Genomic DNA, 23,324 nt, shown 5'->3' on the forward strand with positions numbered 1-23,324 from the left:
AGTTTTGATCTATTCCTTTCTTCCCACAACCACAAAACCATTAACCTGATTCCCAGTCCTTGTCACAAACTCATCGTTCTTAAAATACTCAACCTCAAACCCGTTCTCGATCAACAAAAAGACAAGTTCCTTCTCAGTAAAGTGATGAGCAACATAAGCAAGTTCCCCGGTCTTCTGGTCATAGGCAAGGAATGAACCCTCCTCTTTTGTAACCGCGAGGTCATTGATGTACCGTTCACGATATATCTTCGAGTGCCATGTCTGCCCGAAATCAGCGATGTAGAGATGGCCTTGTGGTTTCAGCACCCTGCAGGCTTCACGGATGATTCGGGCACGATTCTCTTTTGAGATTACTGTGGTCAGGAAAGCCTGCATTACTGCAACATCGAAGGTTGCATCTGCGAAGGGGAGAATTGTGGCATTGCCCTTAGCGAATAATGGAATTTGCAGGCAGTTCTGCGACTTACAGGAGGATTTTGCCATGCTCAGAACCTCGGTGTTGATGTCAACACCGGCCACCGAATAGCCATGCAATGCCAGAGGTATACTTACTTTTCCATTGGCACAGCCGATATCAAGAATACGGCAGCCTGAAAATGTGTATTTGTAGATGATCGGGTCAAGCTCAACGGTTGTCGGGATGTTCTTTCCCTCTATTTTTGACCATGAACATGATTGGCTTTCCATTAGACAGACTCCGTGATAGTTTAGCTACTTGCCCTTTGCCCTTTATAATTAACCTGAAAACTATTTGAATATCTGGTATACCAAGTAACAATATATCCTGAAACAAACGTTTTATTAAGTAAACTGTGAGAAGTAAGTATCATGACCGGACTCGACTCCAAATGCATCTCCAAAAAAAGATGCATTATCTATACTATTCTCCTGTTTATCCTTGCAGGTATTTTTGAGATAGGGGGAGGCTATCTGATCTGGCTATGGATACGAGAGAATAAAGGTATGAGCTTTGCACTTCTCGGGGCAATCACCCTGTTCCTTTATGGAATCATACCGACCTTTCAGCCCTCGCATTTCCACAGGATATACGCCACCTACGGGGGCATATTTGTGGTAATGTCACTGCTATGGGGATGGGTGTTTGACAGGATACCACCGGACACCTATGACATCATAGGCTGTATTGTGATCCTTGTTGGCGTAGGAATCATTTACTACTGGCCAAGGGAAGGTGAAGAATAATGAACGAAGGATTGGTTTCTTTTACATTCGTATCCCTCGGACTGTTCTTCCTTGCAGCCCTCTTTGAGATTGGGGGAGGATATCTGGTATGGTTATGGCTGAGGAAAAAGAAAGGAATATGGATTGGCCTGCTTGGAGGGCTTGTGCTTGCAGTCTACGGGATCATCCCCACATTCCAGCCGGCCCACTTCGGAAGGGTGTATGCTGCTTACGGAGGAATATTCATAGTATCCTCAATTATCTGGGGAAAATACGTGGATAAAACAGAACCGGACAGATATGAGATAATTGGTGCACTGATAGCTCTTATAGGAGTATTCATCATGTTTTACGTGCCGAGGTAAAAAGGAATGTTCAAACATTCTTAAAGCAGCCTGAAGCACACTATTGTAACTGAGGACCACCACGGCCGTATGTCGTGGAGTCCAGGATAACCAGCCAGTCGAAATCTGTGAAGTCTTCAGATGTAAAGGGAAAATAGGTTGGGTTCTTTATACTACCCAAGCGAGTCGGAAGAGCTGCGATTTCCGAGGCTGGAAGCCCCTGTCCTTTATGAGTTGGAATGAATAATGCGGGCTCCGGCAAACCGGTCAGCAATGCTTCGAGAGTTCCAGATTGAGGCAGGCCAATACCATTTTCCTCAGAAACACCCACTCCAGAACTAATGATGGCATAACGTGGACCGAACATCTCATAAAGGTGTGACCCCGCAGGCCACCATTTTAATGCATAGGGCCCCAGTTGCATGTGGGTTTTTCCGCGTTTTAGATGGCTGTTGTGAGCAAAAGCCAGTACTTTCCCCCGGCTGCGCTCTCTCGATACGATGTAAGTCAGATTGTCCGCCATCATCGCATCCCTGATGCCGAGAAGCCTTACCAGCCGGTCATCTGAATTTCGGGCTGATACAGCGTGATAGTTCAGCAATTGCCGGGCTACCGTAGCGTATTGTACAGCTTTAAGATATTGATCATCACTGGTTTTATCCACTAATTCAGGACGGCGTTCGTTTATTTCCGAGATGAGGTCCTCTGTCTCGATCCTGAGCGCATTGGCATTTGAAGATAGACCTACCGATCTCGTCGGGTCCATCGCTGCAGCAGGGTTCTCCCACTCTGCATCATTGCCGAGAAGCGGATCTATTTGTTCATGATGATATCTGCCACTGGCACTATCGACTGAGGTGAGGTAATCCAGTACAAAATGTAAAAGATGTCTTGGGCTGTCAGCGTACATCATTTCACTGGGACTGTCGAATCCATAGAACCGTATTTTAATCTGGTGGGAAGGATCTGCATTGTATTCCCGCATCCACTTCACCAGTTCGCGGTTGGCCTCAAGTCTGCCGAAACCATGACTGAATCCGGCTTCCTGTATATCTTCATAAGATGCAGGGCCACGGCCGGCCACATACTCATTAACTATGTGTGCCCTTGGAAAGCTACTCTCGATTGCAATGGCACTGTACCCATACTTCTTCACCAGATACTTGAAAAGCTGGTTACGGAGCATAAGAATTTCCTCGCCACCATGAAGCGCTTCACCAAAACCAAGTAATTCCACAGAATCGTCAAGTGAAGCGATCAGCCTGTCCACAGCTGCACTGAATGTTTCAGATGAATCGAGGGAAAAAGGAATCGCTGCTTGTTGTATCCAATCAGCAAGAGTTGAGTAAATGGGAACAGGATGAGACATGGATCGAATGTCAGCATTTCAGGATAAATATGTTGCTGTACCATATTTGAGAGAATATTATACTATCTTACCAGAGTATTGATAAAGTCTTTAACCAACATTTTTAATATAATCGTTTGCTTTTCTAACACTTAAATATCTAGACATATTATTCCATTTCAAATTCGAGGAACTTACGATGATCACTAAAGAAGAGGTAGAACACGTAGGCTGGCTCGCACGTATCGAGATCGATGAGAAGGAATCCGATGCTTATGCGCAGAAGCTCAACTCCGTGCTGGACTATTTCGGACAGCTCGACGAGGTTGATACCGAAAATGTGCCACCTACATACCATGTTGCAGACATTATGAACGTATTCAGGGAAGATATTGTTAAGCCATCCATGCCACAGGATGATGTGCTTGCAAACACCGAGAACAAACAGGAAGGCAATTTCAAAGCCCCAAGGATCATGTGAGGTGTGTCAATGGCAGCATGGACAAACATTTCAGACATAAAACAAAAGATTGCAGACTCATCAGCCGAAGAGGTCACAGCAGCATATATAGAGACCATCGGCAAGAGCAAGATAAACGGATTCACAACCGTATGGGAAGAAGCAATTAATGTAGCCCGCGAGATTGACTCAAACGGCCATGAAGGACCTCTTGCAGGCATCCCCATCGCCATCAAGGAGAACATATCCACAAAAGGACTTTCCACAACCTGCTCATCAAAGATATTGCAGGGATATGTGCCACCATACGATGCACACGTCATCGAAAGGTTGAAAGAAGCAGGCGCAGTAATTCTCGGAAAGACCAACATGGATGAGTTCGCCATGGGAACATCCACCGAATCAAGTTGCTACGGACCAACATTCAACCCATGGGACCTTGAAAGAGTGCCCGGAGGTTCTTCAGGTGGAAGCGCCGCTGTTGTTGCAGCAGGTGAGGCACCTATTTCTCTTGGTTCAGACACAGGTGGGTCGGTCAGGTGTCCGGCAGCATTCTGTGGTGTGGTGGGACTAAAACCAACCTACGGCTGCATCTCAAGATACGGACTCATCTCCTATGCAAACTCACTGGAGCAGATCGGTCCTCTGGCAACCAACGTTGCAGACATCGCAACCATCATGGACGTTGTCGCAGGATACGACAGCAGGGACAGCACATCCATCAACAGGGAGAACACATACAGCGATGCCCTGAAGGATGATGTAAAGGGAATGAAAATCGGTGTGCCTGATGAGTACTTTGGAGAAGGTATAGACAAGGATGTCGAGAAATCTGTATGGGATGCCATCGGCAAATTCGAGGATATGGGAGCTACTTACGAGAAAGTATCCATGCCACACACAAAATATGCACTTGCATCATATTATATAATAGCCATGAGCGAAGCTTCATCCAATCTTGCCCGTTTTGACGGAACCAGATACGGACTCCGTGCAGATGGCGAGAACTGGCATGTAATGGCATCAAAGACACGTGCAGAAGGATTTGGAACCGAAGTCAAGCGCAGGATACTGCTTGGAACCTACGCACTTTCAGCAGGATACCATGATAAGTATTATCTTAAAGCACTCAAGGTCAGGACCCTTGTAAAGCAGGACTTTGATAAGGCTCTTGCTAACGTTGATGTACTTATGGCACCAACCATGCCGGCACCCGCATTCAAGATAGGTGAGAAGATAGAGGACCCGCTTTCACTCTACCTATCAGATGTCAACACAGTACCGATGAACCTTGCAGGTGTGCCATCCATCTCAGTACCATGTGGATTCGCAGGCGATATGCCTGTTGGACTGCAGATAATAGGCAAGCAATTCGATGAGAATACAATCATCAAAGCGGCTTACAGTTTCGAACAGAATACCGATCACCACAGCAGAAGACCCCCGGAGGTGGCATAAATGGTATACGAGAACCCTGACGGAGTAAGGATAGGACTTGAGGTTCACGTCCAGCTGAACAAGCTCAATACAAAGTTGTTCTGCGGCTGTTCCACAAACTACCACGACTCCGAACCTAACACCCATGTATGTCCTGTATGTCTTGGACTTCCTGGCTCACTGCCAGTCATCAACGAGAAGGCTGTTGAGTATGCCATGAAGATAGGACTCGCACTGAACTGCAGTATCGTCGAACAGACCCAGTTCCACAGGAAGAATTACTACTACCCTGACCTTCCAAAGGGTTTCCAGACCACCCAGTATGATTACCCGATCGCAGGCGAAGGAAAGATAGTCATTGAGGGCGAGGACGGGGAACGTGTCATCGGAATTACACGTGCTCATATGGAAGAGGACCCTGGAAGGCTTCAGCACATGGGAAGCATCGACAAGTCCAAGGGTACGCTCATCAACTACAACCGTTCAGGAATGACGCTTATTGAGATCGTCAGTGAACCGGACATGAGAAGCCCAAAAGAGGCAAGACGCTATCTGGACAAGCTCAGGAGTATACTTGACTATCTTGATGTTTTCGACGGTGACCTTGAGGGAGCCATGAGGGTGGATGCCAATGTTTCCGTGTTTATGGGAGAGCGTGTTGAGGTAAAGAACATCTCATCCTTTAAAGGAGCTGAGAGAGCACTCCTTTATGAAATAATGAGGCAGAAGAACCACATCAGACGTGGCGGCGAGATCACTCTTGAAACCAGGCACTTCGATGAGGCCAGAGGTGTGACACTCTCCATGCGTACCAAGGAGACAGAGAATGACTATCGTTACTTCCCTGAACCTGACCTCGTACCGCTGAGAGTGGCAGACAGAGTGCCGGAAGTACTCAAAACATTGCCGGAACTTCCTGATGCAAAGAGAGCACGTTTTGTCAAAGAATACGAAATCATCGACATGCACGCAAGGGCACTCACGACTGAGATTAAGGTGGCCAACTTCTACGAAGATGTGGCAGCTAAAGTGGACCCTAAAGCAGCCGCGGTATGGGTTGCAGATATCCTCAAGGGCGAGCTCAACTACCGTGATCTGAATGTCGAGGCTTTCACCGTGGATGACATCGCAGAGATCATCACACTTGTAACCGAGGAGAAGATTACCGAGAACAGTGGCGTAGAGATCATACGCACCATCCTTGACAACGGAGGAAAACCTCAGGATATCGTCAAGGAAAAAGGACTTCTCAAGGTAGAAGATGACATTGTGGCAAAAGCAGTAGAGGAAGCAATTGCCGAGAACCCTGAAGCTGTTGCAGATTTCCATGCAGGCAAGGAGAAGTCAATGAACTTCCTTGTGGGCAAGGTAATGCAGAAGACAAAGGGACGCGCTGATGCCCGTGAAGCCAGAGAAAAGCTTATTGATAAACTAAATGAATAAATTTTAAAACTAAATGGGGCTATAACCCCATTTGCCACCTTTTTTACAGATCTTTGACTAAAATCCACTGTTGAGTGGCTCATTATTAGATTTAAAGGTGCTTTGCATCAACATTCTCAAGGAATGCCTCGCCGCGCACTGTGATAACGTAAGTCGTGTCATCTTCTTTTTCGATATACAGAGTATCCACAAGCATATCAAGATTCAGCCTGGCCTGTACATCATTGAGATCGAACTTGGCCTTAACCTCATCAAAAGTCATTTTGCCTTCACCCAGGCTTTCAACAATGTGCCTGCGGACAGGGTTCTGCATGGCTTTCAAACCAGCCCTGTGGTCTTCTGTGGGATTTTCCTTGAGCTTGCCTTCTTTCTTTGCTTTCTCATACCATTCGTCCCGCCTCTTCTTCAGGTCGTCCAGTTTTTCGTCCTTTGGTTCGATGCTCTCAAGGTAGTCCTCGCCACGTGGTGTGATGACATAGGTGTCATTATCCTCTTTTTCAACGTACAGGGTATCCTCGAGCATTCCAAGGTGTAGTTTCAGTGACATGTTCTCAAGGTTGAACTCAGCCTTTAGTTCATCGAATGTCATCTTCTCCTCATTCAGGCTTTTGATGATGTTCCTTCTGACAGGATTTTGCAGGGTCTTCAGTTTTGCGTCATGTTCCTCTTTAGGACTCCTATTGAGCTTACCCTCTTTCTTCATCCTATCGTACCATTCCTGCCTTCTTTTCTCCGAATCATCATTTGCCATAGTAATCAATCATTATTAATAATGATACTATTAAATAGTTTGTCCTGTGGAAAGAAGAATTAGCATGAATATTTATAGCATAGGAGATAGTGAAAGGGTTAACCAAATAGGATGCGAAACGAAGCATGGTTTTGCCAAAACAATTATATGTTTTGAGCATCATGTATGCAGCCTATTATCCTATTTATAGATCATAATCATTTAGGTGAAAATAATGGCAAGATTTCCAGAAGCTGAAAATAGAATATTGATTAAGAAGATTTGTATGGACTGCAATGCCCGCAATGCAGTACGTGCAACAAGATGCAGGAAATGCGGTGGCAAAGCCCTGCGTATGAAATCCAAGGAAGCAAAGGGTGGCTGATCTTTTTTATGCAAGTGGAAGAGTACCTCAATAAGATCGCAGAACGCGAAGGTACAGTTCACTTGACACTTATCGACCCGGCATCCCAGACTCCTGATGAGGCTGCAGAAATAGCATATGCTGCAAGTCTTGGGGGAACAGATGCCATCATGGTCGGTGGTTCCACAGGAGCCGGAGGAGTGGTACTGGATCAGACACTCCTTAAAATAAAAGAGAAGACGGACAAACCTACGATTCTGTTCCCGGGCAACGCAGCAGGTGTCAGCAGGTATGCTGATGCTATATTCTTCATGAGCCTGCTGAATTCCCGTGACATCAATTTTGTCACCACCAATCAGGCAATGGGAGCACCACTTGTTTACAAGAGTGGTATTGAACCCATCTCCATGGCTTACTTAATAGTAGAGCCCGGAGGAACCGTTGGTTGGGTCGGCGATGCCAGGCTCATACCAAAACGAAAGCCGGAGCTAGCAGTTGCCTATGCACTTGCAGGGAAATACCTTGGCATGCACTACACATATCTTGAAGCAGGCTCTGGTGCTGATGCACCTGTGACCCCGGAGATGATAGGTGCTGTAAAGCATGTCCTTGGAGACAACAAATTAATTGTTGGTGGCGGAATACGAGACGGTGAAACTGCAAAGTTATGCGCCCTCGCAGGAGCCGACATGATAGTAACAGGAACTATCCTTGAAGAGAGTTCAAATGTTACTGCAAAAATAGAAGAACTTGTTTCAGCTATAAAGAAGTAATTAAAGGACTTTTCTTTTTATTATATTTTCTTCAGTCCAGGACCATTCATGGAGGTTTGGCGATGCTTGAAGTATGCAATATCGTAAAAGAGTATGAATTCAATAACGAGAAGAGAAGAATTCTGGATAATATCAGTTTCAATGTTGCAGACGGAGAGATTCTTGGAATTACCGGAAAAAGTGGAAGCGGCAAAACCACGATTTTAAAGATTCTCAGAGGAATTGAGGATTTTGATTCAGGTTTTTTCGAACTTGACGGGGAAAAGATCGAACCAAATGCAGGAAAAGACAAACAGAAATTCCTTGCATGCACAAGCGCAATACACCTTCAGCGCAATTTTGGCCTATGGAACGGACCCGCGATCGAGAATATAATCCGCAAGTTGAATTTCCAGATAGAAGGACATGAAGGATTGCCAGAACCTGATGATGACCTCAACTATGACGAACTATACGAAGAGGCCATGTACTACATGCGCCTTGTAGGACTTGAACACAAGGCAAGACATTCTGCAAACCTGTTGAGCGGCGGGGAGAAACAAAGACTTATACTTGCACGCCAGCTTGCGGCTAAACCACGACTTTTACTTCTGGATGAACCTGTTACCATGACTGGTCCCGACACAAAACAGGACATGCTTGATCTCATAAAGAACATAAAGACAGAACTTAACATTCCTATTATCGTCGTTTCACATCTTCCTGAAGTCCACCTCTACCTTGCAGACAGGGTCGCATACCTGGAAGAGGGCAAGATCATTGAGATTGGCGAAGCTGAAAAGGTACTGAAACATTTCCTGAAGGATATCGAAGAACAGGTCCCACTCACCGACAAAGCAGACGGTCGCCCAATTATAAAAGTAACAGGACTTTCAAATCGTTTTGTCCTTTTGAGAGTGGGTGAAGTGTTAAAGTTTGAAGATATATCACTTGAGATTAACAAGGGAGAAATAACTGCATTTATAGGACCTTCAGGTGCAGGAAAGACAACGCTTCTGAAGATGATAGCAGGACTCAGGGCTCCAAAAGAAGGAGATATCAGTTATCTGCATGATGGAAACTGGATGAATATCATCGAATTTACCCTGCAGCGCATGGATCTTCGCAGGAAGATGAGCATCATGCATCAGGAGTTCACGCTTTCACCCCATTCCACAATCAGAGATCAAATGGCATTCAAACTGCGTCTCAAAGGCGAAAGGTCACTGGATTATGCCCGAAAAAAGGCCATAGAGCTTGGCATATCAGATGAAGCGCTTGATACGCTTTACAAAATAACGGAAGTTAACGAGGACGAGAAGGACAAGGCACTCAAGGAACTGAACCTGTCCATCGACATCTATTCCAAGCTATTCCCCCTTATCACAAGAGAGAATGTTGACGAACATGCCGTAGAGGTATTTGAGGCTCTTGACCTCCCCCTTTCAATACTTGACAAAACCCCTTACCAGATAAGCGGCGGAGAACATGTAAGGGCATACATCGCACTGGCACTTGTATCACGTCCGGAAATACTGATCCTTGACGAACCGTTCGGCGACCTTGACCCGGTTACCCTCAGAGATGTCACAAACTCCCTGAAGAGGATAAATCAGACATTTGGCACAAGCATTATATTTGTAAGCCATCACATGGACTTTGTAAGGGAAGCTGCGCACAGAGCCATTCTTATTGATAACGCAAAGATAATCATGGACGGAAAGCCTGATCAGGTATGCGGCAAACTTGTAGAGATGAGTCATGCGAAGTATCTTGACCACGACATCAGTGAATTGGTCGATAACTGATTGTTATTTCTTTTCCAATTCTCTTTTTTTCTTTTAATTATGTTTGCTTAGTAGGGCATTTGTGATTTTACATCCAAACTTGATTCGGCGCCAAACCTGCTACATCCCAGAATAAGATATTTATTCTTACACAGGATAATTAATCATTGGAGGTTTAAAATGAAAGACGTTTCAGACATCACAGAAATCATGAAAAAGGTTGGTCTTTTTGGAATCGGTTTGTGGGCATTAACAGAGGAGAAGATACAGGACATTGCCGATGATCTTATCGAGAACGGAGAGATCAAGAAGGAAGAAGGCAAGAAATTCGTTCGCGAAGTAGTTGATGAACAAAAGAAACAGAAGGAAGACATCGAGAAAAAGATATCATCCAAGGTCCAGGAAACCATCAACAAAGCTGACATCGCAACAAAAGAGGAAGTCCGCGAACTCAAAGAGATCATTAAAAAGCTTGATGAGAAACTTGACAAACTCACAGGCTCCGATAAAGAAGAGAAGGATGTTTAACCCTAAAGCGGAGGAGTAAACTTCAGCAAAAGCGAAAACCTCTTCCTGCTTTTTTCAAAGATGCTTTATTCTTTGATCTATGAACAGACAGAAGAGAATCCGGATGCACCATTGGATGAATGGAGCATTCATCCCTCCTCGCCCTGCACAGGCGATATACTGGACATAGAGGGAAAAACAAATCCCAGGGAAACTATAGGAATGGCAGTTTCATTCACAATATATACCCCGGTCATTGACAATGAATATAGATACGTATTCAAAAATATCAGGATACCTGGTGGAAGTAACAGTTTTCAGGTAAGATCACAAAAGGTTGATGATCTGAATTTTATTGTTCATATGTTCGTGGATTTTAAGCGTAGCTTTGATGCTGAGGAAGGAATCGCTGAATTCTTCGAAAAGAATGTCCCAGCCGGGAACTATGAGATCGTGATTGAAGGAAATGCGCTTGAAGGTGAAAAGGAAGTAATGATCGATTTTGTAGCCACTCAGACCATCAAGGCAGATGAACAAGGTAACTTTTATCACAAATATGATACCAGTGCGTTACCGGATGGAGAATTCACTGTGAAGATAGGAAACAGTGAAAAAATAATCACGTTGATGCCTGCTAATTAAAGACAAAAAATGGAAGAAAGGGAATCACAATCCCTTTGCGATCATAAGTTTTATGAAATCAGTGGATTCCATAACAGGTACACTGTCTATAACACAGACATCAGACCAGGGAATATTGAATTCTGCATACGCTTCTGAGCTTTCTGCCTCATAGAGAATGAAATACCTGCCCCCATTGAGATCTACCCACTGGTTGATTACATTAATACCTGCAGGTGGCCTTAAATTCTTAAAGTGTTCAATTACCTTTTCACTATCATGGGGATCCCATGAACTTATATCAAAAAATAGCATTCTTCCTCACTCCTTGTTACCTATTTCGAACAATTAGCCAGATATTTCCTGACCATGAACAATTTGGAGTATGAAATTATATAACTGTTCCTCTAAATTTTGAAATAAAGGTATCAACGATAATTTAATAATAAATCCTGTCATAAATAATACTACATCCAAATAAAAGAATCAAAGTACAGGAACGATAATGAGACCCCGGAAACTCCATCGATATTCAATGATCAAACGATACGGGAAGATCGTTGATGCACTTGTAAAATATGAATTCGGACATCTTGTTGACAGGATGGGAATAGGTAACATTCGGCCTTTAAGATCAAGAATAATAAAACAGGAAAAGGTCTTGAAGGATACATATTCCGGGCCAACGAAAGTCAGGTTGATGCTGGAAGAACTTGGACCTACATACATAAAACTTGGCCAGATACTCAGCATGCGACAGGATCTGATACCCCCTGAATACGCAAATGAATTTACCAAGCTTCAGGATGAGATACAGCCTTTTGGAATAGAAGAAGTTGAAAAACTCATCAAGGAAGAACTGGGTTCGGGCGTAGATGATCTTTTTGATCTTTTTGAAGAAACACCTATTGCTGCAGCTTCGATCGGTCAGGTTCACCGTGCAAAATTAAAGAGCGGCGAGGAAGTGGTCGTTAAGGTCCAGAGACCAGGGATCAAGAAGATAATAGAAGCAGACCTCGACATAATATACAGTATTGCATCTTTTACAGAAGAACATCTGCCTGAAGCAAAATTATATCGGCCGATGGAAATTGTAGAGGAATTTGAACGATCCATCCGTGCAGAACTTGATTACACCCAAGAAGGCAGGAATGCCGAGCACTTTGCCCACAATTTCAGAGAACATCCACGCATATACATCCCGAAGGTCTACTGGGATTATTCCAGTATGAAAGTACTGACCCTTGAGTACATTGACGGCGTCAAAAGCAGTTCTTTTGAGGAACTTGACAGAATGAAAGTGGACAGGAAAGAAATTGCTGTCGATGTGCTGAAATCTTTCATGAAGCAGATGTATGATGACGGCTTCTTCCATGCAGACCTGCATCCGGGGAATGTATTCATAATGAAGGACGGAAGGATAGCACTTCTGGACTTTGGAATGGCAGGATTCCTGTCCGCGGATATGCGCAATCTGCTCATTGACGAACTTGTCGCCATCACCAGAGGTGACACTGTCCTGTATATTGAACTTTTAAGGGACCTCGGATCCATCGGAGATGAAGTGGATATAGCATCCCTTAAGATCGATATTGACCACCTCTTATACAAGTACTATGGAAGAACTGCTAACCAGCTTAACACTGCACTGATACTGGAAGAAATGATTGGCCTCCTGAGGAAATATCAGATCAGAGTTCCTGCCAATGTTGCACTTTTATCAAAGGGTGTTATGACCATAGAAGGATTCAGCAGTATCATGGACCCGCAAATAAACCTGGCAGTCGTAGCGGAACCCTTTGCAAAGAAAGCAATAAAAGACCGTATTCGCCTCACAAATATCGCAAGCACTGCATACAGGGATTTTAGCAACTGGTCCCGTGTCCTTCACCGGGCACCTATGAAGATATCACATATACTGGACATTGCTGAAAGGGGTTATCTAAAACTGCAGTTTGAGCCACAGGGTTTTGACAGGGTCGTTGCTGAAATAGATGCAGCAAGTAACCGTCTTGCCTTCAGTCTTATAATTTCAGCCATAATCGTAGGATCCACCCTGATAATACAAACTGGAATGGAACCTCACATATGGGGAGTACCGTTACTTGGAGTCATTGGATTTCTAATGGCAGGATTTTTGGGAATGTGGTTGGTAGTATATATTCTCCGAACAGGAAGGATATAGGTTGAACAGTATATCTTAAATAGACATAGAATATAACTAGTACGCCGTAGACAATAGTCATCGACAACCATCTTCGAGTGAAAAAATGACTGATCCAAACGTTGAGAGAAAGCTTGTCGAAATTATGCGCATTATCAATGAAAGTGACAAGCCAGTAGGTGCACGCCTTATAGCTGATGAGCTGCACAACCGCGGCTATGCAATCGGAGAAAGGGCCGTTAGATACCATTTACGCATACTTGATGAAAGAGGCTTTACAAAGAAACATGGATACATCGGGCGCACTATAACTGAACGTGGCAAGAAAGAACTCAATGATGCACTTATAAGTGACAGGTTTGGTTTTGTCATTACCAAAATAGAAGAGTTGATGTACAGGGCAAACTACAATCTCGAAACCGGTAAAGGCAATGTTATCGTCAATATAACGAATATCGACAAAAATGATTATGATAATGCCACAGACATCATCAGATACGCCATGGAACATGGTGCAACTATCAGCCCCAGAGTAGGAATAATCGAGGAAGATACGGACCTTGATATTTATGTGCCTGATGGAAAAGTTGCCCTTGCAACCGTGTGCAGTATCACTTTTGATGGTTTGCTTTTGAATAACGGAGTTCCGGTAGTTCCTATATACGGTGGTCTGATGCAAATGGAAGACTACAGCCCCACTGGTTTTCTGGACCTCATTTCATACAGCGGGACATCCATTGACCCCATTAAGATATTCCTCAGGCGTAAAGCAACATCCATCCTTGAAGCAATTGACACAGGTAACGGTAAAATGCTTGCAAACGTCCGCCAGATACCTGCATCTGCAGCCCAGAGAGCAACGGAGATTATGGAAATGGCAAAGAAAGAGGACATCACCGGGCATATTACAGTAGGAGACCCTGGAGAAGATGTTCTTTATGCGCCAATAGAAAGAGGAAAGATTGGCATCCCTGTAATGGTTGGAATCAATTCTGTTGCTGCTGTTGAAGAAGCCGGGATCAATGTTGACACACATCCAGTATCAGCAGTTATGGAATACAGCAAGATGAAGAAGCTTTGAAGAACTGTTAAGGTTCTGCAAGCACACACACATCATTCTTATTTTTATATTATATTTCTTTTTGAGAAGGTTTTTGTATTCATTTTTACTGCAGATAGCAGCCTATTTTGAAAATATAGGCCAGTAAAAATATGATACCTCTTAAATGTTAAAATTTACTTCTAATAAATAGGATAATCTTACATATATAAACTATTCCTAAATTGTCAAACTTTTTTTTATATACAGCTTCCTATTAAAATCCTGCCCCGGAATATTGGTGGTGACCAGGGGAGAAGAAGGGAAAATGAGAACTCTTTTTATATTACTTAGATAGAAAAATATCTAATGTGTATGATTTGCTGTTTTTATGCCTGGTTTTGGCCCTAAATGCGAACAACTGTGTATAGAAATAGTGAGTAGCGTATATCATATGCAGAAAGTGATAGAGATAAACCACATTGTTTAAATAATATGAAGTCTACACATAGCATCCGTCTTCCTAATAAGACAAAACAAAGGTGTTACTCATGTATGGAATATCACAGAAACTCAATTCAAAGATGATCTGGCAGGCTTTACTGCTGATGAGCGTCATTTTTATGTTATTTATAGTTCCGGCATCTGCTGGAACGGTTGAAGAGAACAGCGAATCAATAGCAAACCTTGAAACTGCACTTACAGTCTTGTGGCTGATCATTGCAGGTGCAATAGTGTTCCTTATGCATGCAGGTTTCTCACTTGTGGAGATCGGTCTGACAAGAACAAAGAACACAGCCAACATTCTCATGAAGAACTTCATGACCATCTGTCTTGGTGTAGTTGTATACTGGGCAGTAGGCTGGGGAATCATGTATGGTGCTGACTTTGCAGGACTTATTGGTATTGACCAGTTCTTCCTTGTAGGAGCTGACAATGCAGTATGGAACAGCTGGTGGTTCCAGATGGTCTTCGCAGCAACCGGTGCAACAATCGTTTCCGGTGCAATGGCTGAGAGGACTGACTTCAAGGCATATCTCATTTACACAGTACTTATGGTAGCACTCATCTATCCAGTATACGGACACTGGGTATGGAGCGGCTCAGGAATTCTTACAAGCGGATTTATCGTTGATGCAATCGGTGTGGGACACCACGACTTTGCAGGATCTGGTGTAGTACACTCAATTGGTGGTTACTCAGCTCTTGCAGGTGTATTACTTGTAGGCCCAAGAATCGGAAAGTTCAAGAACGGAAAGGCATTGGCAATTCCTGGTCACAGTCTTCCACTCGCATTCCTCGGTACCCTTATACTGGCATTCGGCTGGGTAGGATTCAACGGTGGTAGTACCCTTGATGGAAATGACCCATTTGTCAGCCTTGTTATCGCAAACACATTCCTGGCTGGTGCAGCTGGCGGAATCATGGTTATGATCATCACCTGGATGAAGACAGGAAAGCCAGACCCATCCCTTACAGCAAACGGACTTCTTGCAGGTCTTGTAGCAATCACAGCCCCTTGTGGTTCAGTTAGTAACACAGCAGCAATCATCATTGGTGTCATCGGTGGTATTGTAGTATACGCAGGTGTAATGTTCAATGAGAACGTACTTAAGTTGGATGACCCTGTAGGCGCAATCGCAGTACACGGATATACCGGTAGCTGGGGACTTCTTTCAGTAGGTCTCTTTGCACTCGGAACCAATGGTACAATACTCGAAGGTGCAGCATACACAGCAGAGACAGCAGGTCTCTTCTACGGTGGTGGAGTACAGCTCCTTCTCATCCAGATAGTCGCTGTAATACTCAGTATAGTCTGGGCATTTGGTATCTCATTCATCATCTTCAAGATCCTCGATGCTGTAATCGGACTCCGTGTATCTGAAGAACATGAGATCACAGGACTGGACGTCGTTGAACACGGTATCAGTGCATACCCAGAGTTCCTTATTGCAAAGGAGTGATTTAAATGATGAAGATAGAAGCAATTATAAGACCAACAAAGATCCACGAAGTCAAGGACGCACTGGATGCAGCAGGATATGAAAGTATCACTGTGACAGACGTAAAAGGCCGTGGTAAGCAGAAGGGTGTAATGCAGCAGTGGAGAGGACGCAAGTATTGTGTCGATCTGCTGCCAAAGATAAAGATGGAAATAGTGATCAATGATGAAGATGTCGACAAGGTTGTCGAGGTCATCATGAAGACCGCAGAAACCGGTTCAATCGGTGACGGTAAGATCTTTATCTATCCTGTAAGCAAGATCATCAGGATCCGTACAGGAGAAACAGACGGAGAAGCACTTTAAGTGCTTTCTTCTTTTTTTTTTTATTTTTAAAAACGTATTTACCTACATTACAGAATCATCGCAGTGAGCCCCGGGAATTCAACATACCTATTGCACAGGATTCTGCAAGTCCAGTTGTCACAATATATAGCACACTTCCATAGTTTTTCGGGGCTCTTCCCTAACTACATTTTTACATTGGATTTCTTGTTTTAAAGTTGTTTTCTTTTCGCGTTATTTGCTTATTTTTATCTGCATCCTGACTCAAGGACAAAAGCTTTGCGGACCTTGACAATCTCCCAGATCATGAGAAATAATGGAAATTGTAAATGGGAACGGAAGCAACGACTAAGAATCTACAACCCATTACATAAATTCAAAACATAATATACTATATACTAGAATAATAATATGCATAGGCGTGAGTAGTAAACAAAAGATATTGATCGTGGATGATGAGAAGATCAACGTAGCACTTCTTACGTCATACCTTACTGAAACCTATGACGTAATAACAGCATCCACAGGCGAGAAGGCACTGCAGATCGTGAAGAAAGAAGAGCCGGACCTTATACTCCTTGATGTTATCATGCCGGGAATGGATGGGTTTGACGTATGCAGGATCATCAAGCACGATTACAAACTTGATTTTATACCAATCATAATGCTCACAGCCCTGACATCCAGGGATGACCACCAGAAAGGAATCGAAGTCGGTGCTGACGACTTCCTAAAAAAACCTGCAGACAGATTTGAGCTGGACAAAAAGATAACATCCCTTTTGCGTATCAAAGAACAGCATGATACACTACTTATGGATCGCAACAAGGCATACGAATATCTTGACTATGTAGGCGTTCTGATAGCTGTTCTTGATAAGAATTACAAACTTATCCATATCAACAAGAAAGGCGCTGATATTCTTGGTTACAACAGAGACAACATCATCAACAGAAACTGGCTGGATCTCTTTGTTGCAGAAAGTTATGCAGAACATGTGAAAAACAAATATGACCCTCTACAGCAAGGACAGCCCGATGGACAGGAATATCACGAATACCCCATAATGACCATCACAAGGAAAGAAAGACTGTTCAGATGGTACGACAGCGTCCTTAGAGACGAGAATGGTAGGGTAGCCAGCATTCTCATATCAGGAGAAGATATCACAGAGAAAAGGAAAGACGAGATCAAATTGATGGAATATGCAAACCAGCTGAAGCATTCCAATGACCTGAAAGACCTTTTCACTGACGTACTACGCCATGACCTGTTAAATCCTGCAGGACTTATAAAGTCATTTACTGAGATACTTGAAGAGAAGAATCCCACTAATGAACAGAAACGTATAATAGATAATATCAAAAAATCAAATTTGAAACTTATTGAACTCATTGAGGATGCAGCCCATCTTGCAAAACTGGAATCCATGGAAGAAATGGTATTTGTAAGAACGGACATAGGATTCATACTCAGAGAGACCAGTGATAATTTTTCACATGATCTGAAGAATAAAGAGATCAAGCTTGATATGACACCAAACGCTTCATATCCTGCGCTTGCTAACCCTATGATACAGGGTGTTTTTTCGAACCTGCTTTCAAACGCCATCAAATATAGCCCCGATAACACTAAAATCACCATAAAAGTAGATGATGTTGGTAACAGATGGAAAGTGAGTATTGCAGACCAGGGAGATGGCATCCCGGACAAAGATAAAGCAGCCGTTTTCGACCGTTTTAACAGATTGCATAAAGAAACCATAAAAGGAAACGGAATCGGTCTTGCTATTGTAAAAAGAATTATGGACCTGCATGACGAAAGTGTAGGTGTGGTCAATAATCCTGAAGGGAAGGGAAGTATTTTCTGGTTCACCTTGAAGAAAGCCCAGATATAATTAATAATTTATTGCAAAGACCCTGACCAAGTCGGAGAAAGCAAGCATTTTTTAGCCATATCAAATTATGTGAAACTAAAATTTGCCTTGACCTAGAAATTACACTGAATACTTGAAATGTTTGCCAGTTCGAGTATATAAGCATTCACCTGTTTTGGATGAAAAATATCATTTTTGGCTGGAAGCGGACAGATTATTACATCTTTTGAATAATAGTAATACTGTTAGCTCATGCAGCCCACACATGGCGTTTTTAACACATGCAATCTGAAAATCACATCCTCTATTAGTAGATACTTTTATATATGGTTACATAGTACATAGGATTCCGTTGTACTATGCAACTGAAGCAGCTCCAATAAACACACAGTTGTACAACAAATCCAATAAAAAAACACATCAAAGAAGTACAGAAGGAAAAGACCATGCGACAAGTAGCAATATACGGAAAGGGCGGAATCGGCAAGTCAACAACAACACAGAATTTGACAGCAGCACTCGCCACTATGGGAAAAAAGATACTGTTAGTAGGATGCGACCCAAAGGCAGACTCAACAAGAATGCTCCTTGGAGGTCTTAACCAGAAGACAGTACTTGACACACTTAGAAGTGAAGGCGATGAATCTGTTGAACTCGACCAGCTCATTCAACCAGGATTCGGAGGCATAAAGTGTGTAGAATCCGGCGGACCAGAACCTGGTGTCGGTTGTGCAGGAAGAGGAATTATCACATCAATTAACCTGTTGGAAAACCTTGGTGCATACGAAGATGATCTGGACTACGTTTTCTATGACGTACTGGGTGACGTAGTATGTGGTGGTTTTGCAATGCCAATCCGTGAAGGAAAGGCACAGGAGATTTACATAGTTGCCAGTGGAGAACTCATGGCAATCTACGCAGCAAACAACATCTGCAAGGGTATCCAGAAGTACGCAAAGGGCGGTGCACGTCTTGGTGGAATCATCTGTAACAGCAGAAAGGTAGATGGAGAACGCGAACTCCTCGAAGCATTTGCAAACAGACTTGGAAGCAAGCTCATCCACTTCGTACCAAGAGACAACATTGTACAGCGTGCTGAAATCAACAGAAAGGTAGTTATCGACTTTGATCCTGAGTGTGATCAGGCAAAGGAATATCTTACACTTGCCAGCAACATCGAGAACAATGACCTGTTCGTAGTTCCAAAGCCAATGGAAATGGAAGACTTGGAAACAATGATGGTAGAGTTTGGAATTGTTGAACTCTAAATATAATCTGAGGTGAAAAACAATGCAAATGATTCGTGCAATTGTCAGACCGAACAAGGTAACTGATATTGTAGAGGCACTCGAAAAGGACGGCTTTGTATCCCTTACCAAGACCGATGTATTTGGTAGAGGTAAGCAAAGAGGTATACACACAGCTGATGTACAGTTCGATGAACTTCCAAAGACAATGCTCATGCTGGTAGTTGAAAACGAAGACAAGGACAAAGTCCTTGAAATCATCAAGACTTCAGCTCACACAGGAAAGTATGGAGACGGTAAGGTCTTCGTAAACCCAGTAGAAAACGCATACACAATACGTACTGGCGAAAGCGGACTTTAAATCCGGAGGGGATTTTCAATGAAGGAAATAACGGCAATTATTCGCATGAACAAGGTGCACAAGACCCTAGATGCACTTTCAGAGTGTGGATACCCTTCTTTCACTGTGGAAAAGGTAATGGGAAGAGGCAAGCAGAGAGGATTGTGCTATGAATTCGACCCACCACTTCCTGAGCAGGAAGGAGTATCATCAAAGAACTGCATCCCATTCATTCCAAAGCGTCTGTTCACAATCGTAGTTGATGACAAGGCAGCAGACAGGGTAGTACAGAGGATAATCAACATCAATCAGACAGGCCATGCAGGAGATGGAAAGATATTCGTAACGGACATACCTGAAGCTTACAGAGTAAGAACAGGAGAATCCGGAGAGATGACTGTAGGGAGGAATGAAGAATGAGTTCTGAAGTAGAACAGTCACAAAACATCATTGATGAGATGATGAAGATCTATCCTGATAAGGTCGCAAAGGACAGGAGACAGCACTTAACTGTCAAGGATTCCTGCTCCGAAGAAAATCATATCGAGGCTAATGCCAAGACAATACCAGGCATAATGACAAACCGTGGTTGTGCCTATGCCGGTGGTAAGGGTGTGGTAATGGGACCAATCAAGGATATGGTCCACATCACACACGGACCAATTGGCTGCGGATATTACACCTGGGGAACCAGGAGAAACATGGGTAAGGCAGAAGATGGCGGTGACAACTATCTGCAATACTGTTTCTCAACCGACATGGGAGAAACAGACATTGTATTCGGTGGTGAGAAGAAGCTCAAGGCAGCTATTGATGATGCTGTCAGGATATTCAAGCCTGGTGCAATATCCATCAATGCAACATGTCCAGTAGGACTTATCGGTGATGACATCGAAGCAGTCGCTGCAGAAGCAGAGAGGGAACATGGTGTAAAGATAATGTCCCTTCGCTGTGAAGGGTACAGAGGTGTAAGTCAGTCTGCAGGACACCATATTGCAAGTAACATTCTTATGGAACATGTGGTAGGTACCGAGGTACTTGAAAACCCAACACCATTCGACATCAACATCTTTGGTGAATACAACATTGGTGGTGACCTTTGGGAGATCAAGCCACTCTTTGAGAAGATTGGATATCGTATCGTCTCAAGTTTCACAGGAGACGGTTCATACCACGCTCTTGCAAAGGCACACATGGCAAAGCTCAGTATCCTCCTCTGTCACAGGTCAGTTAACTACACTAACCGTATGATGGAAGAAAAGTATGGAGTACCATGGTTAAAGGTCAACTATGTAGGAATTGAAGGTACAAAGAAGTCACTCAGAAAGATGGCTCAGTTCTTCGATGATGCAGAGATCACAAGGAAGACCGAGGAAATAATCGAAGAAGAGATGGAAAAGATACAGCCAGAACTTGAGAAGTACAGGAACAAACTCAAGGGCAAGACAGCATTCATCTACTCCGGTGGATCCAGATCACACCACTACCAGAATCTCTTTGAAGATCTTGGCATGAAGGTTCTTGTTGCGGGATACCAGTTTGCTCACCGTGATGACTACGAAGGAAGACAGATCCTTGACGGTCTGAAGGAAAAGGCATCCAGCGGAATCCTTGAAGATCTTCACTACGAGATGGAAGAAGGATTTGAACCTGCCATCAGTCCAGAACGCATGAAGGAACTCAAGGAAAAGCTTGGCCTGATGTCCTATGAAGGAATGATGCCGGAAATGAAGGATGGTACCATCGCTGTAGATGACCTCAACCACTACGAAACTGAATTCCTCATCAAGGAACTCAAGCCAGACCTGTTCTGTTCAGGTATCAAGGACAAGTACATGGCACAGAAGATGGGAATTCCATCCAGGCAGATACACTCCTACGACTACAGCGGGCGTTACACCGGTTTCACAGGTGTACTTAACTTCGCAAGGGATGTCGATATGGCAGTGAACAACCCAAGCTGGAAGCTCATAAAGACCCCATGGAAGGCAGAGTAAGGGAGGAAGAAAAATGTTAGATTATACACCAAAGGAAGAAGTTAAGAGAGATGCATTGGTGGTCAATCCTGCCAAGATATGCCAGCCAATTGGTGCATCATATGCTGCAATGGGTATACACAACTGTATGCCCCACAGTCATGGATCACAGGGGTGTCTCTCATATTTGAGAATGTGTCTTACAAGACACTTCAGGGAACAAACCGTAGGAACTACCAGTAGTTTCTATGAAGGTACCGCCGTTTTTGGTGGTGCATCCAATCTTAAGAAGTCACTCGCCAACATTGAGGCAGTATACACACCAGAAGTTGTTGCAATTCACACAACATGCCTCTCAGAGACAATTGGTGATGATGTAAACCAGATCATTGAAGACGTAAAGATGGAAGAGCTCATTGACCCTTCTATCAAGCTCTGTGCTGCATCAACTCCAAGTTATGTGGGTTCCCACGTAACAGGCTATGACAATATGGTAAAGTCATTCGTTACAACCTTTGCCACAAAGACAAAGCCGAATGGTAAGCTTAACCTGATCCCAGGTTTTGTGGACCCTGGAGACATACGCGAGATGAAGAGGATACTCTCCATCATGAAGATCCCAGCTATCGTATTCCCTGACCAGACAGATGTATTCGATGTAGGAATTACCGGAGATGGAGGACTCTTTGCAAAGGGCGGTACACCAATAGGAGATGTTGAGGACAGCGCAAACTCAATGGGAACCATTGCACTCTGTCATATGGCAGGAGGCGCAGCAGCAAATGTATTCCATAACAAGTTCAAGATGCCAGTACAGATCGGACCTGTGCCAATAGGTGTTCGTTTCACTGACAGATTCATCATGAAGGCAGCAGAGCTTGCAAACGTCCCAATCCCACCGGAACTGGAACATGAAAGAGCAAGAGTTGTTGATATGATGACAGATGCTCACTCACACTTCTATGGAAAGAAGGTAGCCATCTTCGGTGACTGCGACATAATAGAAGGTCTGACAAGCCTGGTGCTTGAAATGGGAATGGAACCAACTGTGATCCTCTCTGGTTCAGTGAGCAAGGATTTCGAAGAAAGAGTTTCAGAAATGGTTCATCCACTGTACCCTAACTCACAGATCCTAACCGGAGCAGATCTTTTCACACTCCACCAGATCATAAAGAACGAGCCTGTAGACATGCTGATCGGTAACACCTATGGAAAGTACATAGCACTTGCTGAAGATATTCCGCTGATCAGAGTCGGCTTCCCAATCATGGACAGGGCAAACCTGCACCACTTCCCTGTCATGGGATACGCAGGAGCAGCTCGCATGATCGAGTGGATAGGAAACACATTCTTGGACATTAAGGACAAGACGGTTCCTGAAGAAGAACTTGAGGTCGTTCAATAACGACCTCATTACATA

24 protein-coding genes are annotated in these 23,324 nt (G+C 43.7%); 20 read left to right on the forward strand and 4 right to left on the reverse strand.

The annotated features are described in order from the left end of the window. Positions 1-9: 9 nt before the first annotated feature. Entirely contained in the window at positions 10-687 is a 678-nt protein-coding gene (locus tag RE476_RS08115; RefSeq protein ID WP_309307155.1) for a class I SAM-dependent methyltransferase, read from the reverse strand. Between the two features lie 141 nt (positions 688-828). On the opposite strand from RE476_RS08115, the gene RE476_RS08120 reads away from it, so the two are divergent. Both RE476_RS08120 and RE476_RS08125 read left to right on the forward strand, forming a co-directional pair. Further along, positions 829-1,203, forward strand: coding sequence for a YnfA family protein (locus RE476_RS08120; protein WP_309307156.1), 375 nt, complete (start codon positions 829-831; stop codon positions 1,201-1,203). Then, positions 1,203-1,547, forward strand: a complete 345-nt coding sequence (locus RE476_RS08125) for a YnfA family protein (RefSeq protein WP_309307157.1) — start codon at positions 1,203-1,205, stop codon at positions 1,545-1,547. The genes RE476_RS08120 and RE476_RS08125 overlap by 1 nt, the downstream gene beginning before the upstream one ends. 40 nt (positions 1,548-1,587) lie before the next feature. Here RE476_RS08125 and RE476_RS08130 read toward each other — a convergent pair whose 3' ends face one another. Continuing rightward, on the reverse strand, positions 1,588-2,895 hold the full coding sequence (locus tag RE476_RS08130; protein WP_309307158.1) for an erythromycin esterase family protein: 1,308 nt from the start codon (positions 2,893-2,895) through the stop codon (positions 1,588-1,590). Between the two features lie 178 nt (positions 2,896-3,073). Between RE476_RS08130 and gatC the strand changes: the two genes are divergently transcribed. From gatC to gatB, 3 genes are read left to right on the forward strand one after another with little or no spacing between them, the layout of a single operon-like run. Further along, positions 3,074-3,355 carry an Asp-tRNA(Asn)/Glu-tRNA(Gln) amidotransferase subunit GatC gene (gatC, locus tag RE476_RS08135; protein ID WP_309307159.1) on the forward strand — a complete coding sequence of 94 codons (282 nt, stop codon included), beginning with the start codon at positions 3,074-3,076 and terminating at the stop codon, positions 3,353-3,355. Between the two features lie 9 nt (positions 3,356-3,364). Further along, the gene (gene gatA / locus RE476_RS08140; RefSeq protein WP_309307160.1) at positions 3,365-4,792 is read left to right on the forward strand and encodes an Asp-tRNA(Asn)/Glu-tRNA(Gln) amidotransferase subunit GatA; all 1,428 of its coding nucleotides are present in this window, start codon (positions 3,365-3,367) and stop codon (positions 4,790-4,792) included. Continuing rightward, complete coding sequence (gatB, locus tag RE476_RS08145) at positions 4,793-6,214, forward strand: Asp-tRNA(Asn)/Glu-tRNA(Gln) amidotransferase subunit GatB (protein ID WP_309307161.1); 1,422 nt, start codon at positions 4,793-4,795, stop codon at positions 6,212-6,214. 91 nt (positions 6,215-6,305) lie between these two features. Here gatB and RE476_RS08150 read toward each other — a convergent pair whose 3' ends face one another. Next, positions 6,306-6,965, reverse strand: coding sequence for a winged helix-turn-helix domain-containing protein (locus tag RE476_RS08150; protein ID WP_309307162.1), 660 nt, complete (start codon positions 6,963-6,965; stop codon positions 6,306-6,308). 214 nt (positions 6,966-7,179) lie between these two features. Between RE476_RS08150 and RE476_RS08155 the strand changes: the two genes are divergently transcribed. The 5 genes from RE476_RS08155 to RE476_RS08175 all read left to right on the forward strand — a co-directional run bounded on the left by RE476_RS08155 (position 7,180) and on the right by RE476_RS08175 (position 10,996). Then, positions 7,180-7,329 (forward strand): 50S ribosomal protein L40e, encoded by a 150-nt coding sequence (locus RE476_RS08155; RefSeq protein WP_094227728.1) that lies wholly within the window; start codon positions 7,180-7,182, stop codon positions 7,327-7,329. An 8-nt stretch (positions 7,330-7,337) separates the two neighbouring features. Further along, positions 7,338-8,081, forward strand: coding sequence for a geranylgeranylglyceryl/heptaprenylglyceryl phosphate synthase (locus tag RE476_RS08160; RefSeq protein ID WP_309307163.1), 744 nt, complete (start codon positions 7,338-7,340; stop codon positions 8,079-8,081). Between the two features lie 62 nt (positions 8,082-8,143). Next, positions 8,144-9,868 (forward strand): ABC transporter ATP-binding protein, encoded by a 1,725-nt coding sequence (locus RE476_RS08165; protein WP_309307164.1) that lies wholly within the window; start codon positions 8,144-8,146, stop codon positions 9,866-9,868. 159 nt (positions 9,869-10,027) lie between these two features. Next, complete coding sequence (locus tag RE476_RS08170) at positions 10,028-10,375, forward strand: phasin family protein (protein WP_309307165.1); 348 nt, start codon at positions 10,028-10,030, stop codon at positions 10,373-10,375. Between the two features lie 60 nt (positions 10,376-10,435). Beyond that, the gene (locus tag RE476_RS08175) at positions 10,436-10,996 is read left to right on the forward strand and encodes a hypothetical protein (protein ID WP_309307166.1); all 561 of its coding nucleotides are present in this window, start codon (positions 10,436-10,438) and stop codon (positions 10,994-10,996) included. A gap of 24 nt (positions 10,997-11,020) precedes the next feature. Here the strand turns inward: RE476_RS08175 and RE476_RS08180 are convergent, their stop codons facing one another. Continuing rightward, entirely contained in the window at positions 11,021-11,290 is a 270-nt protein-coding gene (locus RE476_RS08180) for a DUF3303 domain-containing protein (RefSeq protein ID WP_309307167.1), read from the reverse strand. Positions 11,291-11,510: 220 nt separating this feature from the next. Between RE476_RS08180 and RE476_RS08185 the strand changes: the two genes are divergently transcribed. From RE476_RS08185 to nifK, 10 genes are all read left to right on the forward strand, one after another. Continuing rightward, the gene (locus RE476_RS08185) at positions 11,511-13,160 is read left to right on the forward strand and encodes an ABC1 kinase family protein (RefSeq protein WP_309307168.1); all 1,650 of its coding nucleotides are present in this window, start codon (positions 11,511-11,513) and stop codon (positions 13,158-13,160) included. Positions 13,161-13,245: 85 nt separating this feature from the next. Continuing rightward, positions 13,246-14,220, forward strand: coding sequence for a DUF128 domain-containing protein (locus tag RE476_RS08190; protein WP_309307169.1), 975 nt, complete (start codon positions 13,246-13,248; stop codon positions 14,218-14,220). 509 nt (positions 14,221-14,729) lie between these two features. Then, the gene (locus RE476_RS08195) at positions 14,730-16,142 is read left to right on the forward strand and encodes an ammonium transporter (protein WP_309307170.1); all 1,413 of its coding nucleotides are present in this window, start codon (positions 14,730-14,732) and stop codon (positions 16,140-16,142) included. Positions 16,143-16,147: 5 nt separating this feature from the next. Continuing rightward, positions 16,148-16,486 carry a P-II family nitrogen regulator gene (locus tag RE476_RS08200; RefSeq protein WP_309307171.1) on the forward strand — a complete coding sequence of 113 codons (339 nt, stop codon included), beginning with the start codon at positions 16,148-16,150 and terminating at the stop codon, positions 16,484-16,486. A gap of 400 nt (positions 16,487-16,886) precedes the next feature. Then, a complete protein-coding gene (locus RE476_RS08205) occupies positions 16,887-18,362 on the forward strand; it encodes a sensor histidine kinase (protein ID WP_309307172.1) in 1,476 nt (491 codons plus the stop codon). A gap of 425 nt (positions 18,363-18,787) precedes the next feature. Continuing rightward, positions 18,788-19,609: a nitrogenase iron protein gene (gene nifH, locus RE476_RS08210; RefSeq protein ID WP_309307173.1), complete on the forward strand. Its 822-nt coding sequence runs from the start codon at positions 18,788-18,790 to the stop codon at positions 19,607-19,609. 22 nt (positions 19,610-19,631) lie between these two features. After that, positions 19,632-19,949, forward strand: coding sequence for a P-II family nitrogen regulator (locus RE476_RS08215; protein WP_309307174.1), 318 nt, complete (start codon positions 19,632-19,634; stop codon positions 19,947-19,949). An 18-nt stretch (positions 19,950-19,967) separates the two neighbouring features. Next, positions 19,968-20,348, forward strand: coding sequence for a P-II family nitrogen regulator (locus RE476_RS08220; protein WP_309307175.1), 381 nt, complete (start codon positions 19,968-19,970; stop codon positions 20,346-20,348). Beyond that, positions 20,345-21,925, forward strand: coding sequence for a nitrogenase molybdenum-iron protein alpha chain (nifD, locus tag RE476_RS08225; protein ID WP_309307176.1), 1,581 nt, complete (start codon positions 20,345-20,347; stop codon positions 21,923-21,925). The genes RE476_RS08220 and nifD overlap by 4 nt, the downstream gene beginning before the upstream one ends. 13 nt (positions 21,926-21,938) lie before the next feature. Further along, the gene (nifK, locus tag RE476_RS08230; protein ID WP_309307177.1) at positions 21,939-23,309 is read left to right on the forward strand and encodes a nitrogenase molybdenum-iron protein subunit beta; all 1,371 of its coding nucleotides are present in this window, start codon (positions 21,939-21,941) and stop codon (positions 23,307-23,309) included. The last annotated feature ends 15 nt before the right edge of the window (positions 23,310-23,324 follow it).

Origin of the sequence: Methanolobus mangrovi, from assembly GCF_031312535.1 — an archaeon.
GTDB classification, from domain to species: domain Archaea; phylum Halobacteriota; class Methanosarcinia; order Methanosarcinales; family Methanosarcinaceae; genus Methanolobus; species Methanolobus mangrovi.

What these genes read in the sequence shown, in the direction of transcription:
- RE476_RS08115 (WP_309307155.1), bottom strand. Translation starts at nt 687, where the DNA reads ATGGAAAGCCAATCATGTTCATGGTCAAAAATAGAGGGAAAGAACATC.
- RE476_RS08120 (WP_309307156.1), top strand. Translation starts at nt 829, where the DNA reads ATGACCGGACTCGACTCCAAATGCATCTCCAAAAAAAGATGCATTATC.
- RE476_RS08125 (WP_309307157.1), top strand. Translation starts at nt 1,203, where the DNA reads ATGAACGAAGGATTGGTTTCTTTTACATTCGTATCCCTCGGACTGTTC.
- RE476_RS08130 (WP_309307158.1), bottom strand. Translation starts at nt 2,895, where the DNA reads ATGTCTCATCCTGTTCCCATTTACTCAACTCTTGCTGATTGGATACAA.
- gatC (WP_309307159.1), top strand. Translation starts at nt 3,074, where the DNA reads ATGATCACTAAAGAAGAGGTAGAACACGTAGGCTGGCTCGCACGTATC.
- gatA (WP_309307160.1), top strand. Translation starts at nt 3,365, where the DNA reads ATGGCAGCATGGACAAACATTTCAGACATAAAACAAAAGATTGCAGAC.
- gatB (WP_309307161.1), top strand. Translation starts at nt 4,793, where the DNA reads ATGGTATACGAGAACCCTGACGGAGTAAGGATAGGACTTGAGGTTCAC.
- RE476_RS08150 (WP_309307162.1), bottom strand. Translation starts at nt 6,965, where the DNA reads ATGGCAAATGATGATTCGGAGAAAAGAAGGCAGGAATGGTACGATAGG.
- RE476_RS08155 (WP_094227728.1), top strand. Translation starts at nt 7,180, where the DNA reads ATGGCAAGATTTCCAGAAGCTGAAAATAGAATATTGATTAAGAAGATT.
- RE476_RS08160 (WP_309307163.1), top strand. Translation starts at nt 7,338, where the DNA reads ATGCAAGTGGAAGAGTACCTCAATAAGATCGCAGAACGCGAAGGTACA.
- RE476_RS08165 (WP_309307164.1), top strand. Translation starts at nt 8,144, where the DNA reads ATGCTTGAAGTATGCAATATCGTAAAAGAGTATGAATTCAATAACGAG.
- RE476_RS08170 (WP_309307165.1), top strand. Translation starts at nt 10,028, where the DNA reads ATGAAAGACGTTTCAGACATCACAGAAATCATGAAAAAGGTTGGTCTT.
- RE476_RS08175 (WP_309307166.1), top strand. Translation starts at nt 10,436, where the DNA reads ATGCTTTATTCTTTGATCTATGAACAGACAGAAGAGAATCCGGATGCA.
- RE476_RS08180 (WP_309307167.1), bottom strand. Translation starts at nt 11,290, where the DNA reads ATGCTATTTTTTGATATAAGTTCATGGGATCCCCATGATAGTGAAAAG.
- RE476_RS08185 (WP_309307168.1), top strand. Translation starts at nt 11,511, where the DNA reads ATGATCAAACGATACGGGAAGATCGTTGATGCACTTGTAAAATATGAA.
- RE476_RS08190 (WP_309307169.1), top strand. Translation starts at nt 13,246, where the DNA reads ATGACTGATCCAAACGTTGAGAGAAAGCTTGTCGAAATTATGCGCATT.
- RE476_RS08195 (WP_309307170.1), top strand. Translation starts at nt 14,730, where the DNA reads ATGTATGGAATATCACAGAAACTCAATTCAAAGATGATCTGGCAGGCT.
- RE476_RS08200 (WP_309307171.1), top strand. Translation starts at nt 16,148, where the DNA reads ATGATGAAGATAGAAGCAATTATAAGACCAACAAAGATCCACGAAGTC.
- nifH (WP_309307173.1), top strand. Translation starts at nt 18,788, where the DNA reads ATGCGACAAGTAGCAATATACGGAAAGGGCGGAATCGGCAAGTCAACA.
- RE476_RS08215 (WP_309307174.1), top strand. Translation starts at nt 19,632, where the DNA reads ATGCAAATGATTCGTGCAATTGTCAGACCGAACAAGGTAACTGATATT.
- RE476_RS08220 (WP_309307175.1), top strand. Translation starts at nt 19,968, where the DNA reads ATGAAGGAAATAACGGCAATTATTCGCATGAACAAGGTGCACAAGACC.
- nifD (WP_309307176.1), top strand. Translation starts at nt 20,345, where the DNA reads ATGAGTTCTGAAGTAGAACAGTCACAAAACATCATTGATGAGATGATG.
- nifK (WP_309307177.1), top strand. Translation starts at nt 21,939, where the DNA reads ATGTTAGATTATACACCAAAGGAAGAAGTTAAGAGAGATGCATTGGTG.